Genomic DNA, 13,773 nt, shown 5'->3' with positions numbered 1-13,773 from the left:
ATTGCATTAAGTCATGTTTATTGGTTTCTTTTTGTATAATAAATAAACAATCACTTAAGGGGTTGAAACTCGTAATTTTATCTGTGCGAAGTATAATAGCCGCACTTTTTATTCGTATTTATAAGAACTATGGTCAGACTTCAGTTGAGTCTCGCAGATGAAATCTTTATTTTGCATTTAAACGGCTCACAGTTAATTCAGCTTTTTCATCAACAACAAGCAATTGCCTTCGATAATCCAGAGCCAAAACTTTATGAGTTTGATTTTCAGGGGCAGCGTATTGGCCTTGATACCAGTAAAGTGCACGAAAAAAGCTTAGTGATTTTTGTTAATCAGCAGCAGGTAAGTCAACTTGCTTTACCTGAGTTGCAAGAAGCCGAACCAAAACGCGGCATTATTGGTTTGCTGGCATTAGGTTTTAAATTATTCAAAAGTGCAAAAGTCGTGAAAGCTGCGTTAGCGGGTGCCTCGGTGGCTGGCTACGCTTGGCTATTTTCCATTGAATTTGCCTTAATGTTAATCGCTTGCTTGGTTGTGCATGAATACGGTCATGTGCGCGCAATGAAATATTTTGGCATTAAAACGAAAGGTATTTACCTTATTCCCTTTGTCGGTGGTTTGGCTGTTTCTGATGATAAAATTACCACTCGATGGCAAGACGTGGTGATCTCACTCATGGGGCCCGCTTTTGGCTTAATTACCTCAGTGCTAGGAGTGGTGCTTTACTACGCCACTGAAATGGAAATATTCGCCGGTGTGGCGGTACTCAGTGCACTGTTAAATCTATTTAACTTGTTACCTATTCTGCCCTTGGATGGTGGCCATGTACTTAAAAGCATTAGTTTCTCGATGCGTTCATGGATAGGCCTAAGTGTATGTTTATTAGGTGTGTTATTTGGCTTGTGGCTGAGTTACACCTTTGGCTTGATGCTACTGGTGTTTTTCTTATTTGTAGGGGCACTTGAGATTATCTTTGAGTGGCGCGGGCGTCACTACTCACACCTCATTCCTCTTGATACTTACGGGCAAGGTTTTTCAGCAGTAATGTACGCACTGGTTGTTGCAGGTCACGTTGCTGTGATGATGCACTTTGCCGACTCACAAAGCCCAATCCTAAGCTTACCAATGAAAATCTTAGCAAGTTAATTAATATTTAAGCACTAAGTTATATTCCGCTTGGTGCTTAAATTCACGTTAGTGCATATAAATCCTTATTTAAATGACTAAGCATTAAATTTAAAAAGGATACTATTTGAGAAAGTTCCGATTTATAGAACCTAGAATATTTAGCTAATCTTAAACCCAAGAGGAACAGTAAAAGGACTTTGCAATGAGCTTGTTCAGAAGGGAGGCGACTGTGCAGCAAAGTGAGCAGTTAATATGTGTAATCACTTTAGCACAGACATTATCTATTAAATTAAATGGAGATTGTTTTGTTCATGAAGCAATTTTTATTAATTTTCTTTATCACTTACATCATAACCAGAGTTGCTTTTTTTACTTTTGATTTTTCTATTTCAAAAAGTAGTTGCTTGGTAGATTATTTTATCGATATATCTGCGTTCATTTTAGTGTACTTCGTTGTTTCTAGAATCGTTTGTTTTGTATTAAAAAGAGATAAAAGAAGCGAGAGCAGTAATTCTAACTTTAAGTAATAGACTGTTGTTTTGGTAGAATGAAGTACTGATTCGGCGGTGATTGAAGACCGAATGAGAGTTTTGGTTACCTTTGGTAAACAAACCGTTTTGAAGAGGGGCTCTCGCTATGAGCTTTTGCCCCTCTCTAATAGATGATGTTTATAAAGCTTTTTTAAGGGTAAAAACTTAGTATTAACGATATAAACACGCCGGTGATGATCAGCTGTACAAGGCAAAAGCCCATGATGTCTTTTGCTTTTAAGCCGGCAATAGCAAGTACGGGGAGTGCCCAGAACGGCTGAATAAGGTTAGTCCAAGCATCGCCCCATGCTACAGCCATGGCAACACGTGGCATATCCGCGCCAAGTGTTTGTGCAGCAGGAATGACAATCGGCGCTTGCACTGCCCATTATCGCCGCCTGACGGCACAAATATATTCACAAATCCTGCGCTTAAAAAGCTCCAAAATGGCAGAGTTTCGGCTGTTGCAATGGCAATAAATCCTTCAGATATTTGTTGAGCAAGTCCCGTTTTTACCATAATAGCCATGATCCCGGCATAAAAGGGAAATTGAATCACAATACCTGCGCCACTAGGGATTGCTTGCTGTAAGCTGCTAAGTAAATTATGCGGTGTTTGATGCAGTAAAATTGCGCTAAATAAGAAAATTGCGATCACGCTATTTAAGTTTAAGCCGCCTCCGTTTAACACAAAATAATAAAACAAATAGGCAAGACCAACGGCACCTACTCCCATACCTAGCAAACGACTATGTTCTATGACTTCAGCAGGGCGGGTGGGTGTTGCTATTTGCTGCGTTTCATCATCAAGCTTTGCGGGGTCAACATAAACACTGTCTTTTTCGCTTGGCAACATATAGCGATTTACCAGCGGCATGATAATAAACAAGCCCACAACAATAGCGATATTAAATGCCGAAAAAATTGTGTTTTCGGTACCTATCACCCCAATGCTTTGCTGTGCAAAGTGGCCATCGGTTGCGATGGTCAGCGGCACTGAACCGGCTAAGCCACCATGCCAAACAATAAAACCTGAATAGGCACTGGCTACTAACAAACGGTAATCAACGCGGGTTTGTTTCGCAATTGCTTTGGCGAACAAAGCGCCAATAACTAAACCGAAGCCCCAATTTAGCCAGCTAGCCAATAATGACACGAGCGTAACGAGTATAATCGCTTTGGCAGAGCTGTTGGCGAAAGTCGCAAGCTTGTTGAGTATGCTGCGCATCACCGGGGTACTTGCTAGCATGTAGCCCGTTAGCAGCACCAGCAACATTTGCATGGCGAATTGTAGCAGGTTCCAAAATCCACCACCCCAAGCCGCGAGCACTTGCGTGGGCGTTGATGGCGTAAAGAGGCTCGCAACGATAAAGCTCAGCAAAGTGAGTAATATAACAAATACAAATGGGTCGGGTAGATAACGCTCTACTAGATTAGTGAATGGTTTAGCAACGCGATTTAGCATGGTTTTTATTGTTGTCGTCGAATCGATAGTGCCAATAAATCATGAATAACGATGATTGGCAAATTGCGACGTCGTTGCTTGAGCTTATGCCTTCAAAAACAAATGCTAAAATTAATTACTGTGAATCTTGCTCAAGCACCGCTTTTAAGCGAGCCTGAACTTCTTCGACTAGCAGTATTGGCTGGAACTTTGATAAAAACGCATTACAACCAACCTTCTCAACTAAAGCTTGATTAAAGCTACCACTCAAAGATGTGTTAAGCACGATATATAGGTTTTTCATGCGGCTGTCGTTACGAATTTCGTGTGTTAAGCGGTAGCCATCCATTGCCGGCATTTCTGCATCGGTGATCACCATGAGTAATTCTTTCTCAACATCTTTGCCTTGATCAGCCCAGCCTTTTAACATTTCGAGTGCTTCAAGTCCGTTACGAGCAGGTATGATTTCGATGCCAAGTTGCGACAAGGTATCGCTTACTTGTTTACGAGCAGTTGGCGAATCATCGGCATGAAGAATTTTGCGGCCTGCAAATTCATTCACGATACTTTTATCAAGAATGTCATTAGATATTTGTACTTCATACTCAACGATTTCGGCGAGCACTTTTTCTACATCGATAATTTCAACTAGATGTTCTTGGCCATCGCGTTTTACTTTAGTTAAGGCTGTTAGGTAGTGATTTTTACCAATTGCGGTTGGCGGTGGCATGATATCTGACCATGTCATATTAATGATCTGATCCACTTTACCTATTAAAAAACCTTGCACAGTGCGGTTGTATTCAGTGATAACTAGGTTTGTATCTTCGATGTTTTTAGCTTCAGGCATATTAATCGCCTTGCGTAAGTCAATAACCGGAATTGATTCACCGCGTATATTGACTACCCCCGATACTTTTGGGTGCGCATGAGGGATCTTGCTAATTGGTGGCAGCTTTACTACTTCTTTAACTTTAAACACATTTAGAGCAAATAAGTGACGGCTGTGAAGGTAAAATAGCAAAAGCTCTAAGCGGTTTTCACCGACCAGTTGCGTACGCTTATCAACAGAAGCAAGAACACCTGACATATTTCACCCTAAACACCTAATACAGAGATAGTATAGTCTACTATTATTTTTCATCGACATGTATGTTCAATTTAGCGCCTGTTGCTAAATATCCTGCATTACAGTACCGTATCGATAATTTCCCCCACGATAAATTGCAAGGATCATGCACTATTTTTTTAATCGAATAGTAGTTCTTATTCGCAGCCATATTGATCAAGTAAGTTGGCAGGCTGTGGTGCTTACCACGCTTTTGCATATGCTACTAATTTGGTGGCTGCTTATGTTTGCAGGAGAGCAAGCTCTTACACCTCTTGGCACTTATTTTTATTATTATGTAGTAACTACGTCAACAGTTGGCTATGGCGACTTTAGTGCGAGCACTGAGCTTGGCCGTTGGATTGTCGCATTACTGCAAATACCTTTTGGTTTAGCATTATTTGGCGTTCTGTTAGGAAAAACAGGGCAAACAGTAACTTATTTAATTAGGCGCGCTATGACGGGTGATAAAAGCTTCGCACATATAAACAATCACATTATTATCTTTGGTTGGCACGATACACGTACTAAGAAGATGGTCGATTATATCTTGGCCGATCATAAACGTTTAGATCGTCGTATTTTATTGGCCGTTACGGAGCAAATGGAGCATCCATTTTTAGCAAACCCGATGGTTGATTTTGCACGCTTAACTAGCTTTACTGACCTAGATGAGTTGAACCGAATTGCGATTAACGGGCCGATAAAATTATTATTGATGGCCAAGATGATGACCAAACGTTTACAACGGCATTACGTATTAGCAAGTTGGTAAATGAACAGTGCCACATTAGTGCACATTTTTCTGATGAAACTAAAATCGAAATGCTACATGAGCATTGCCACAATGTAGAATGTAGCAGTGCTAAATCAGCCGAGATATTAGTGCGTTCAATGCAAGACCCGGGTTCAAGTCGCGTGCAAGAAGAGTTACTATCGACATTGCACGGTGATACTCAATTTAGTTTACCAATTCCAAAAGGCGTGCAAGCAATGGAATTTGGCAAACTGTTTCATCACTTTAAATATAGTCACGATGCTATATTACTGGGTGTCGCACATAATTTGAGTGCAAAAAATATGGACTTAAACCCGCCGCTTGATTACGTGGTGAGTGAGGGAGATATTTTGCATTATATCGCTGCTGAACGAGTTTTGAGCGACGAAGTTGATTGGTCAGCGTTGGTATAGTACCAATCCGCAATAATACTTTTAATTAAGTGAATTGGTATATATGAATGAAGTTGTGTTTTTAATTATCGTACTCAGTGCCTACATTTTACCTGTGGTCATTGTGCTCAATAGTAAACGCACGCAAGGCCACGAAAAGAATGCTTGGTTAATCGGTATCATCTTCTTTTCGTGGTTAGCTTTAGTAATGTACTTAACAATCATCCCTAAACACGGGCGGGTCAAAAAGCACCGTAAAGTAAAACCCAAAAGCTAGAGCCTTTTACTAGTGGCAACTTACGGTTTTTTCATTTCCCCAACGCTTTATCTAGTTCTTCTCTTAAGCGTGGACCTTTTAGGTTTTCAGCCATGATTTCGGCAGCTTTTGCATTACTGCTATTCTCAATAGTGGTAATTCGTTCTGCTAAATCACTGGCATAACTATTGTTGCCGTCTCTTGTGGCGCGAAAAAATTGGCCGATGAGGGCTGTGGCAGAAATATTGCGAACATAATCATTATCGTCTGTTTGTAACAGCTTTTGAAAATGCTCAGCGAGCTTAGGCGAGACGTTATTTTGGCGAGATAAATTCTCTAAAGTACTGACACGAATCTTAGGATCATTAGTGTATTCGCTAATGCTTATCATGGCATCGATAACAGCATTTTCTTGGTTTTCATCTAAGTCGCGTCTGAGCATGCTTAAGGTCATTTTTAGTTGCCCGTAGGCTGCTAAGCGCTCATTTTCGGACTTACTCAAATTGAGTAAGGTAGCAAGAGCTTCATTTATTGAGCTGTCGGCATATTGTGGGTCTGCTTTGATGCGTTCGCGGTAGTCATCAGGTAAATTACTTAGCCAACCAAGCGCCGGATTTCTCTTCTCAATTTCGGCACGTCGCTCGTTTTCTTGCTTTTCTATCGCCTGTTCAACCAATGTTGCTAGCAGCTCGGGATCAATGGCTGGCGCTTGATTTTCAAGCTCGTGAATGCGTGTTTCGAGATCTAAAATATAGCCATGTAAGGCGACTAGGTTTTCTCTGTCTTGCTCTGGAATGGTTAACTCTTTTAAGTTAGGTTTTGCCTGCTGTATAACTACAGGCTTGTCAGTCGAGTTTACTTTTGTATAGCTATAAATTGATAAGCCCAGTGCAATGCTTGCAAATGCCAGCGCAGTACTCCCTTGCCAAGTCGACATATCACATCATCCAAGTTGCTTTGTAATATCAGCAGATTAAAACAAGCCATTTGTATTATCAATTACTTATGATGATAAAAACAAAAAGCGCAGCTAGTTAGCTGCGCTTTTAAATAGAGTTTATGTCGATTAATGGGCTTTTGCGTATGCTTCAGCTTGTTGCCATACACGGAGCATATTGCCACTTAAAATCTTTTTGATGTCTTTATTGCTATAACCGCGGTCCATTAGACCTTGCACTAGGTTAGGATAGCTAGATACATCTTTTAAGCCAGTAGGTAGAGAGTCGCCTACACCATCGTAATCTGAGCCAATACCCACATAATCGATGCCAATTAGCTCAACTACATGATCGATGTGATCAAGTACTTGTTCTAAGCTTGCAAATGGAAACGGGTTTTTAGCGCGATAAGCAGCATCAAAATCTTTGCTTAGCTTAGTGCCGTCTTTTTTCTTTTCAGCCTTTGCTGATTTAAGTTGATCGTACCAAGAGCCAGCCTTTGCCGTAACAAAGCTTGAACCGAAGTTAATTTGAATAACACCACCGTTCTTTTTGAGTGCTAACAGCATGTCGTCATTCATATTACGCTCAAAGCCTGGGGTGTATTTACGCAGTGATGAGTGTGAAGCAATCACGGGTACTTTCGAAATTTCCATCACTTGGTAAAACGCATCATCAGAAATATGTGATACATCAACCAGCATACCAATGTTGTTCATTTCTTTTACCAGCTCTTTACCGAATGGGCTCAAACGTTTTTCCACTTACGACGAATATCATAAGATGAATCAGAAATGTGGTTACTCTGCGAGTGGGCTAAAGTGATGTAACGTACGCCACGCTCATAAAAATGCTTAAGGTTTTTAATGTCGCCTTCGATAGGTGAGCCGTTTTCCATACCCATAGCAATCGACATTTTGCCTTGTTTAAACTGCTCTATAATATCGGCAGTCGAGTTTGCAATGGCGAACTTATCTGGCGCGCGTTGTACAATCGCTTCCATAGAGTCGATTAGCTGATTTGCTAATTGGTAGCTTTTACCTTTGCCTTCAAATTCTAGGTTTGCAGGAATGTAAATTGACATGAAAGGAGCGTTCAAACCACCTTGCACAGCACGCGGATAATCAAAATCACCGTCGCTTGTAGCTTTGGTTACGTCAGCCCACTTGTTATGAATACGGTAAGGCACATCGATATGGGTATCGATTAAAATAGTGTCTTTTGCCAGTTTAATGGCTTTATCTGATGCAGTAACCTGATCTGCATTTGCTTGACCAATTAAGGCCAAAGAAACTGCGGCAACCAGTGAGCTTAGTTTTTTCATTTTTTAATGGCTCTTTAAGTTAAAAAGCCATTGTGAAGGGTTACAGTGTAACTTACAAATTTAGTCGTTGAACGACGCTTGGTACTCTGGGTCAGCTTGTAGAGCAATGAATTCAGCTTTGGATATAATCGTAACTGACTCATGTAACTCAGAAAAAAACACCATGGCTTCACCATTTTTAAGCTGTTGATGAACCTGCGCTACTTTGCTTTCAATGCTAAATTCTTGTTCGCCGTAATCAGTGCCTTCACGTAAAACATAACTTTCGATTAAATTATACAGAGTCTCTTTATCGAGGCGTTCGTGGGGAATGATCATAACTGCTCTTTTTTAACTAATTGTTGAAAATACTCAGGAACAATTCGTTCAAGCCAATATTCGGGCTTAAAAGGGTTTTTACCGCTAATAAAACCGACATGGCCCCCTTGTTCTGAGATGCGCAGCGTAACATGCTCACTCACATCTAAGCTATCTGGTACGGCTTTTATTGATAACATTGGGTCATCTTTAGCGTGCACAATCAGCGTAGGTGTTGCAATGCTTTTTAAAAATGGTTTTGCACTCGCTTGCTGATAGTAATCTTCAGCACCGGCAAAGCCGTGCAATGGTGCCGTGAGCATATTATCGAATTGCCATAAGTCATCAATCGCCATCAGTTTTTCTGGCGTTAGGCTAATTTGCTGTTCGATTTGTGGCAGCTTTCTTTGCATCGATTTTTTCATTCGATCGAGCAAATATTTTTGATAAATCTTACCTAAGCTTTTACGAATAACTTCGCACGATGATGACAAGTCAAATGGTGCCGAAACAACGGCAGCGCCAGTTAAGTTCGATTTAGTACCATGCTCACCTAAATATTTTGCTAGTACATTACCACCTAGTGAAAAGCCCACGGCAAATAACGGGCGTTTTGGGAATTTGCTCTTAAGGTGATTGATGAAAAAGCGCAGGTCTTCTGTTTCGCCGCTGTGATAAGCACGTGCTAAACGGTTAACTTCGCGCGAGCAGTTTCGAAAATGCATTAAAACTACAGCAAAGCCTTGTTGCTTAAGTTTTTTCATCATGCCTTTAGCATAAAAGCTATTTATATTGCCTTCTAAACCATGCAATACAATAGCGAGGGGTGCTTGCTCATTATGAGGTGTTGCCCAAGCCAGTTCTAAAAAGTCACCATCAGGAGTATCGATAGTCGATAAGTCATACCGGGTATTATGAAAAGGGCGAAAAAAGCGCGGCATTATGGTTTGTAAATGGCGATTGCGCATCCACCACGCAGGCTTAAATTCAGGTAACATAGCTGACACTTTCGAAACAAAATAAGCACCTATTGTAGCAAGTTTTTGCTTTTTGAGAACTGCTACAAGATTTTAGCTATACACAAATAAAAAGCCCCTAAACAATAAATTGGATAGGGGCTTTGTGCGTCGTGCTTAATTCTTACTTAGGAACTTCTGCGTCATGTACTTTTTTAATGAAGTAACCAACATAGAAAAGGCATAAAACGATAACAACTGCCAAAATGCCGAATGACATAAATAAAACTGGGTCGCTAAAAAAATCTCTAAAGAATACGTTCATGGTTGTGCCTCCTAATGTCTATGGGTTAATCATAGGCTGGCTTGAGGACGGCAGATATGATCCAAATCAAGCTATTTTCCTGATGCTAAATAAGGCGATTTAATTGTTGATTTGGATCAAGTTTATTAGGGGAGTTCGGAGCTTTTAGCTATAAGTTTTAAGCAGATAGAAAGGGATATTACTGAGGGCAGTTCAATTAAGATTGCTACCGACTAGATTTTACTGCTTGTCGCTTAAATAAAGCCTTACATTTTCAGCCTGTTTATGGAGGGTGAATATCATGGTATTTGCTGCGTTTATCAGTAATTGTTGCTGCTTTTTTTCTAGCTTTAATTCTGCGCTAAGTAGCTCTTTGCGAATGGTAGGGTAGTCTGAAACCTCGTTTTGAATGGTTTTAAGGTAGGCGCGTGTGGCTCGTAGGGGCTGTAAAGCCTGTTGGTCAAATTCGGCAATGCACGACTCAAGCTCACTCAGTTGAGAGGGTGTTACAGCCAGCTCTAACGAATCAAGATAATAAAGCAGCAGGCAAAGGTTAACATTTTTGCTTTGCTGGTCTTGATAGCCTAGTAGCTTGGTTTGCATGCCGTCTTTGCTGTAAAGCTTGCATGCAAACTGCCAAAACTGTTCGCTGTTAAGCGGTTTCATCGGCAAAGGCCTGCTCTTTTTCTTCAAGCTCTTCAAGTGCCATGAGCAGCTCTTCTTCAACGTCATTAAGCTTGGGTGTTAAGCTTGCTTGCTTAGTGAGCAGCTCTGTCAGTTTGGCTTTATTTTCATCACTATATAAATCATTATCGGCAAGTGCGTTTTCGATTTCTCCAAGCTCTGTAGAGTACTTATCAAGTTGCTTTTCAAGCTTTTCTATTTGCTTTTTCAACGGCTGCACTGACTTTCTGAACTCAGCTTCTAAGCGCTTTTGCTCTTTGCGGTTAACGCTTGAATGTGCTTTAGGGGCATTGTCTTCAGGGCTTTTAGCAGCTTCTTTATTGGCATTGAGTAGCCATTGGTAATAGGCATCAAGGTCATAACCAAATTGTGTTACTTCGCCGTTGTCAACAAGGTAATACTCATCAGCGGTATTTTTAAGCATGTGACGGTCGTGCGATACGGTCACCATAGCACCTTCGAAGCCTTGTAGCGCCATTACTAAGGCATGACGCATTTCTAAATCTAGGTGGTTGGTTGGCTCATCCAGTAACAGTAGGTTTGGCTTTTGGTACACCAGCATTGCTAGCACTAAACGGGCTTTTTCACCGCCAGAAAATGGCGCAACTGGCTCAAGTGCTTTATCACCAAAGAATGCAAAACCGCCTAAAAAGTCACGCAATGATTGCTCAGAAGCTTGCGGATTTAAACGTTGTAAATGGGTCACTGCACTGGCTTTTAAATCAAGTGACTCAAGTTGATGCTGTGCAAAGTAACCAATATTTAAGCCCTGATGCTGAAAAACTTCACCTGCTTGAGGTTGTAAATCGCCAGCTAATAATTTAATCAGTGTTGATTTACCCGCACCATTTCGACCAAGCAGTGCAATACGGCTACCCGGCACAAGGTTTAACTTGATGCTATGCAAAATGGTGGTGTCGCCATAGCCTGCTTTGGCTTGGTCGAGAGTCATTAACGGGTTTGGCAGCGCTGTTGGCTCCGCAAATTCAAAATCAAAGGGTGAGTCAACATGGGCTGGGGCTAACTTTTCCATACGCTCTAGGGCTTTTACGCGGCTTTGTGCTTGCTTAGCTTTACTGGCTTTTGCTTTGAAGCGCGTAATGAATTTTTCTAGGTGAGCAATTTGTTCTTGTTGCTTTTCGAACATCGCTTGTTGTTGTAATAAGCGCTCTGCTTTTTGGCGTTCGAATTGCGAGTAATTGCCTTTATAAACATTTATTTTTTGTGCGTCTATGTGCCAAATTTGGTCAACAACGGCATCTAAGAATTCTCGGTCATGGGAAATAAGCACTAGAGTGCCTGTGTAGGCGCGTAAAAAGCGCTCTAACCAGTAAACGGCATCGAGATCTAAGTGGTTGGTTGGCTCATCTAGCAGTAATAAATCAGCATCACGAATAAGTGCTTGTGCTAAGTTTAAGCGCATACGCCAGCCACCTGAAAAGGCGCTCACTGGGTTGTCAATTTGCTCATTACTAAAACCTAAACCGTGTAATAGCTCACCTGCTTTTGCCTCAATGCTATAGCCTTGAATATGTTCTAGGCCAATATGTGCTTTTGCCTGCGCATCGCCGTCGTTATTTTGCTCGGCTTCGCGTAGTGCAATTCTTAGCGCGTAATATTCAGGGTGACCTTGTAATACATAATCCAGAGCGCTGATTTCGAGCGCGGGAGTTTCTTGTTTTACAGAGGCAATTGTCCAGTCTTTAGGAATTTGGCATTCACCGGCATCGAGTTGCAATTCAGACTTTAATAGCGCGAACAGCGTTGATTTACCACAGCCATTAGCGCCAACAAGGCCGACTTTATGCTCTGGGAATAAGGTTGCAGAAGCCCCTTTTAGTAAGGCATTACCACCACGTAGAAGTTCGATGTCTGAAATTTGGATCATGAATGTTTACTTGCACAGCACTGATTAAATTGCCGCTATCATAACACGGATCACATTAGCCTTCGCAATCGTATCAAACAGAGAATTATTAGGCTAAAATAGCCGCCTACATGCCACGGGAGATCATCTATGAGACAAAGAAAACGCTTTATTGCTGGCGCATCATGCCCTGAGTGTAAGGCCATGGATACCATGATGCTTTATAAAGAACATGATGTGGAAAAAGTGGAGTGCGTACAGTGTGGCCACAAAATGACGCAACCAGAGCAGGCTGTACAAGCCTCAACACGCCAATTTGAGCAAGTGATTGGTGTATTTAAGCCGGGCGATTAATTCCCGGCTCTATCACTACCTAATTACTCTATCACTACCTAATTAATAGTGCGGCGGTGGCGGCTCTTGCATTTGTGACATTAAAGATGGCTGCTGCGCTTCTTTAATCTTTTCTGCAAGTAACTCTGTCTGGCGTTTCATTTTAGCCAGCTGCTGTTGGTGCGCTTTAAGCTCATCGTTTAATATTTCAATTGTTTCATCTTGAAAAGCGACTTTCGCTTCAAGTTCCATTAGACGATCTTCAATTGTATTCATTTGATTCTCTTAGATTAAAACTTTCAGCGAATCCGCTGGAGCTTTCGGTTAATAACGCTTGGTTGTTATCAGTAAACGCAACATCTAACACCACGGCTGATTTCGGGCGGCTTCCTTCACGAGGAATCACTTGCCACGTTTGTAATTTTTTACCTGACTCTAGTTGCCATAAATCAACCAATCGATTGGGTGAACCTGTGGCAATTAAAGTGCCTTCATCGTTAAAACGGACGGCGGTAAAAATTTTCTGACGCGCAATATACGCCAGTTTGCTAACAAGATCACCTGTAGTCAGTTGCCATACATTTGCTTGCTTCATACTGTCTGCGGTAAATGCGTAACGACCTTGTGGATCAAGGGCGACTTGAGTAACGCGACTTGGGTGATTAAAGCGATGGATCACTTGCCCTGTGCGAGTGTCCCAAAAGTAAGCAACATAGTCATTTGAGCCGCTAATGGCGTAGTGACCGTTAGGTGATAGATCAACAACATTGACTTTTTCTTGGTGACCAAGGAACTCTATGCGCCTGCCACTCTCTAAGTCGAGGTAAACGACTACACCGTCGGCGCGACCATATAATACACTGCGCCCTTGGTTACTTATCGCGATATCTCTAATTGTTGAGGCGTGTATTTTGTAATAACCCGTGTTGTTGCCCGTGGCAATGTTCCACACTGCAAAGGTGGACTTCTCAGCGGTAACTGCATGGCTGTTGTCGTACGAGATAGCAACAGTATGGACGAGACTATCTTGGGCTTGTTGTTGAAACCATTGGTATTTTAATACCTGCTGTTGATTATCCCACAATGCAACCCCATGGTGTATTGATGAGATTAAGCTGTATTTACCATCGTGCGACAGCGCGGAGGCGAAGGCACCTTTAGCCGCATGCTCATAGCGTGCAGTTGATTGCTCATGTTGCTCAGAGCAAGCTACAACTAAGCAAAGGCTGAGCAGATACAAAAAAGTACGAAATATCGACATATTACGAGTATTTCCCCTTAACTCTTAGTGATTGAGAGGTTAGACTAGGTCTCGTTGAAGACCTAGGTTGTTAGTCTAATCGCTGATCATGCATTGGCATGACGTTAGTTATTAGACAAGCAGCCTACCATGTAGGTCGTTAATCTTTAACTAGTAATAATACAATAATTGACA

The 13,773-nt window shown here is 41.6% G+C and carries 12 protein-coding genes and 3 pseudogenes; 4 read left to right on the top strand and 11 right to left on the bottom strand.

The genetic code is table 11. The features are described from left to right. Positions 1–129: 129 nt before the first annotated feature. Positions 130–1,146, top strand: coding sequence for a metalloprotease (locus tag ACRWSG_RS08155; RefSeq protein ID WP_462166040.1), 1,017 nt, complete (start codon positions 130–132; stop codon positions 1,144–1,146). Positions 1,147–1,809: 663 nt separating this feature from the next. Here the strand turns inward: ACRWSG_RS08155 and ACRWSG_RS08150 are convergent. Both ACRWSG_RS08150 and ACRWSG_RS08145 read right to left on the bottom strand, forming a co-directional pair. After that, positions 1,810–3,122: pseudogene (locus ACRWSG_RS08150) on the bottom strand (short-chain fatty acid transporter). A gap of 115 nt (positions 3,123–3,237) precedes the next feature. Beyond that, complete coding sequence (locus tag ACRWSG_RS08145; RefSeq protein ID WP_054554500.1) at positions 3,238–4,191, bottom strand: chemotaxis protein CheV; 954 nt, start codon at positions 4,189–4,191, stop codon at positions 3,238–3,240. A gap of 145 nt (positions 4,192–4,336) precedes the next feature. Between ACRWSG_RS08145 and ACRWSG_RS08140 the strand changes: the two are divergent. Continuing rightward, positions 4,337–5,400: pseudogene (locus ACRWSG_RS08140) on the top strand (ion channel). 43 nt (positions 5,401–5,443) lie between these two features. Continuing rightward, a complete protein-coding gene (locus ACRWSG_RS08135; RefSeq protein ID WP_054554498.1) occupies positions 5,444–5,656 on the top strand; it encodes a hypothetical protein in 213 nt (70 codons plus the stop codon). A 31-nt stretch (positions 5,657–5,687) separates the two neighbouring features. On the opposite strand, the gene ACRWSG_RS08130 is transcribed toward ACRWSG_RS08135, so the two are convergent. The 7 genes and pseudogenes from ACRWSG_RS08130 to ACRWSG_RS08100 form a co-directional block, all read right to left on the bottom strand. After that, complete coding sequence (locus ACRWSG_RS08130; protein WP_462166039.1) at positions 5,688–6,572, bottom strand: hypothetical protein; 885 nt, start codon at positions 6,570–6,572, stop codon at positions 5,688–5,690. A gap of 129 nt (positions 6,573–6,701) precedes the next feature. Then, positions 6,702–7,897, bottom strand: a pseudogene (locus ACRWSG_RS08125) (dipeptidase). A 60-nt stretch (positions 7,898–7,957) separates the two neighbouring features. Next, positions 7,958–8,215 (bottom strand): YheU family protein, encoded by a 258-nt coding sequence (locus ACRWSG_RS08120; protein WP_054554495.1) that lies wholly within the window; start codon positions 8,213–8,215, stop codon positions 7,958–7,960. Next, positions 8,212–9,192, bottom strand: a complete 981-nt coding sequence (locus tag ACRWSG_RS08115; RefSeq protein WP_054554494.1) for a hydrolase — start codon at positions 9,190–9,192, stop codon at positions 8,212–8,214. The genes ACRWSG_RS08120 and ACRWSG_RS08115 overlap by 4 nt, the downstream gene beginning before the upstream one ends. Before the next feature lie 142 nt (positions 9,193–9,334). Next, positions 9,335–9,475, bottom strand: a complete 141-nt coding sequence (locus ACRWSG_RS08110; RefSeq protein WP_074989877.1) for a DUF3149 domain-containing protein — start codon at positions 9,473–9,475, stop codon at positions 9,335–9,337. Positions 9,476–9,694: 219 nt separating this feature from the next. Next, positions 9,695–10,120 carry a TIGR02444 family protein gene (locus ACRWSG_RS08105; protein ID WP_138618474.1) on the bottom strand — a complete coding sequence of 142 codons (426 nt, stop codon included), beginning with the start codon at positions 10,118–10,120 and terminating at the stop codon, positions 9,695–9,697. Continuing rightward, positions 10,107–12,026, bottom strand: coding sequence for an ATP-binding cassette domain-containing protein (locus tag ACRWSG_RS08100; protein WP_462166038.1), 1,920 nt, complete (start codon positions 12,024–12,026; stop codon positions 10,107–10,109). Before ACRWSG_RS08100 ends, ACRWSG_RS08105 begins: the two co-directional genes overlap by 14 nt. A 129-nt stretch (positions 12,027–12,155) precedes the next feature. Between ACRWSG_RS08100 and ACRWSG_RS08095 the strand changes: the two genes are divergently transcribed. After that, entirely contained in the window at positions 12,156–12,359 is a 204-nt protein-coding gene (locus ACRWSG_RS08095) for a YheV family putative zinc ribbon protein (RefSeq protein WP_054554491.1), read from the top strand. A gap of 42 nt (positions 12,360–12,401) precedes the next feature. Here ACRWSG_RS08095 and ACRWSG_RS08090 read toward each other — a convergent pair whose 3' ends face one another. Both ACRWSG_RS08090 and ACRWSG_RS08085 read right to left on the bottom strand, forming a co-directional pair. Beyond that, positions 12,402–12,614, bottom strand: coding sequence for a SlyX family protein (locus ACRWSG_RS08090; protein ID WP_054554490.1), 213 nt, complete (start codon positions 12,612–12,614; stop codon positions 12,402–12,404). Further along, positions 12,601–13,599, bottom strand: coding sequence for a WD40 repeat domain-containing protein (locus ACRWSG_RS08085; protein WP_054554489.1), 999 nt, complete (start codon positions 13,597–13,599; stop codon positions 12,601–12,603). Before ACRWSG_RS08085 ends, ACRWSG_RS08090 begins: the two co-directional genes overlap by 14 nt. Positions 13,600–13,773: the final 174 nt, after the last annotated feature.

The sequence above is a fragment of the Pseudoalteromonas sp. GB43 genome (assembly GCF_054923805.1).
This window is presented reverse-complemented; position numbering and strand designations above follow the sequence as displayed.

Excerpts from the sequence above, each read along its gene's own strand:
- ACRWSG_RS08085 (WP_054554489.1), bottom strand. The coding sequence starts at position 13,599 with ATGTCGATATTTCGTACTTTTTTGTATCTGCTCAGCCTTTGCTTAGTT.
- ACRWSG_RS08145 (WP_054554500.1), bottom strand. The coding sequence starts at position 4,191 with ATGTCAGGTGTTCTTGCTTCTGTTGATAAGCGTACGCAACTGGTCGGT.
- ACRWSG_RS08155 (WP_462166040.1), top strand. The coding sequence starts at position 130 with ATGGTCAGACTTCAGTTGAGTCTCGCAGATGAAATCTTTATTTTGCAT.
- ACRWSG_RS08110 (WP_074989877.1), bottom strand. The coding sequence starts at position 9,475 with ATGAACGTATTCTTTAGAGATTTTTTTAGCGACCCAGTTTTATTTATG.
- ACRWSG_RS08105 (WP_138618474.1), bottom strand. The coding sequence starts at position 10,120 with ATGAAACCGCTTAACAGCGAACAGTTTTGGCAGTTTGCATGCAAGCTT.
- ACRWSG_RS08135 (WP_054554498.1), top strand. The coding sequence starts at position 5,444 with ATGAATGAAGTTGTGTTTTTAATTATCGTACTCAGTGCCTACATTTTA.
- ACRWSG_RS08095 (WP_054554491.1), top strand. The coding sequence starts at position 12,156 with ATGAGACAAAGAAAACGCTTTATTGCTGGCGCATCATGCCCTGAGTGT.
- ACRWSG_RS08120 (WP_054554495.1), bottom strand. The coding sequence starts at position 8,215 with ATGATCATTCCCCACGAACGCCTCGATAAAGAGACTCTGTATAATTTA.
- ACRWSG_RS08115 (WP_054554494.1), bottom strand. The coding sequence starts at position 9,192 with ATGTTACCTGAATTTAAGCCTGCGTGGTGGATGCGCAATCGCCATTTA.
- ACRWSG_RS08130 (WP_462166039.1), bottom strand. The coding sequence starts at position 6,572 with ATGTCGACTTGGCAAGGGAGTACTGCGCTGGCATTTGCAAGCATTGCA.
- ACRWSG_RS08100 (WP_462166038.1), bottom strand. The coding sequence starts at position 12,026 with ATGATCCAAATTTCAGACATCGAACTTCTACGTGGTGGTAATGCCTTA.
- ACRWSG_RS08090 (WP_054554490.1), bottom strand. The coding sequence starts at position 12,614 with ATGAATACAATTGAAGATCGTCTAATGGAACTTGAAGCGAAAGTCGCT.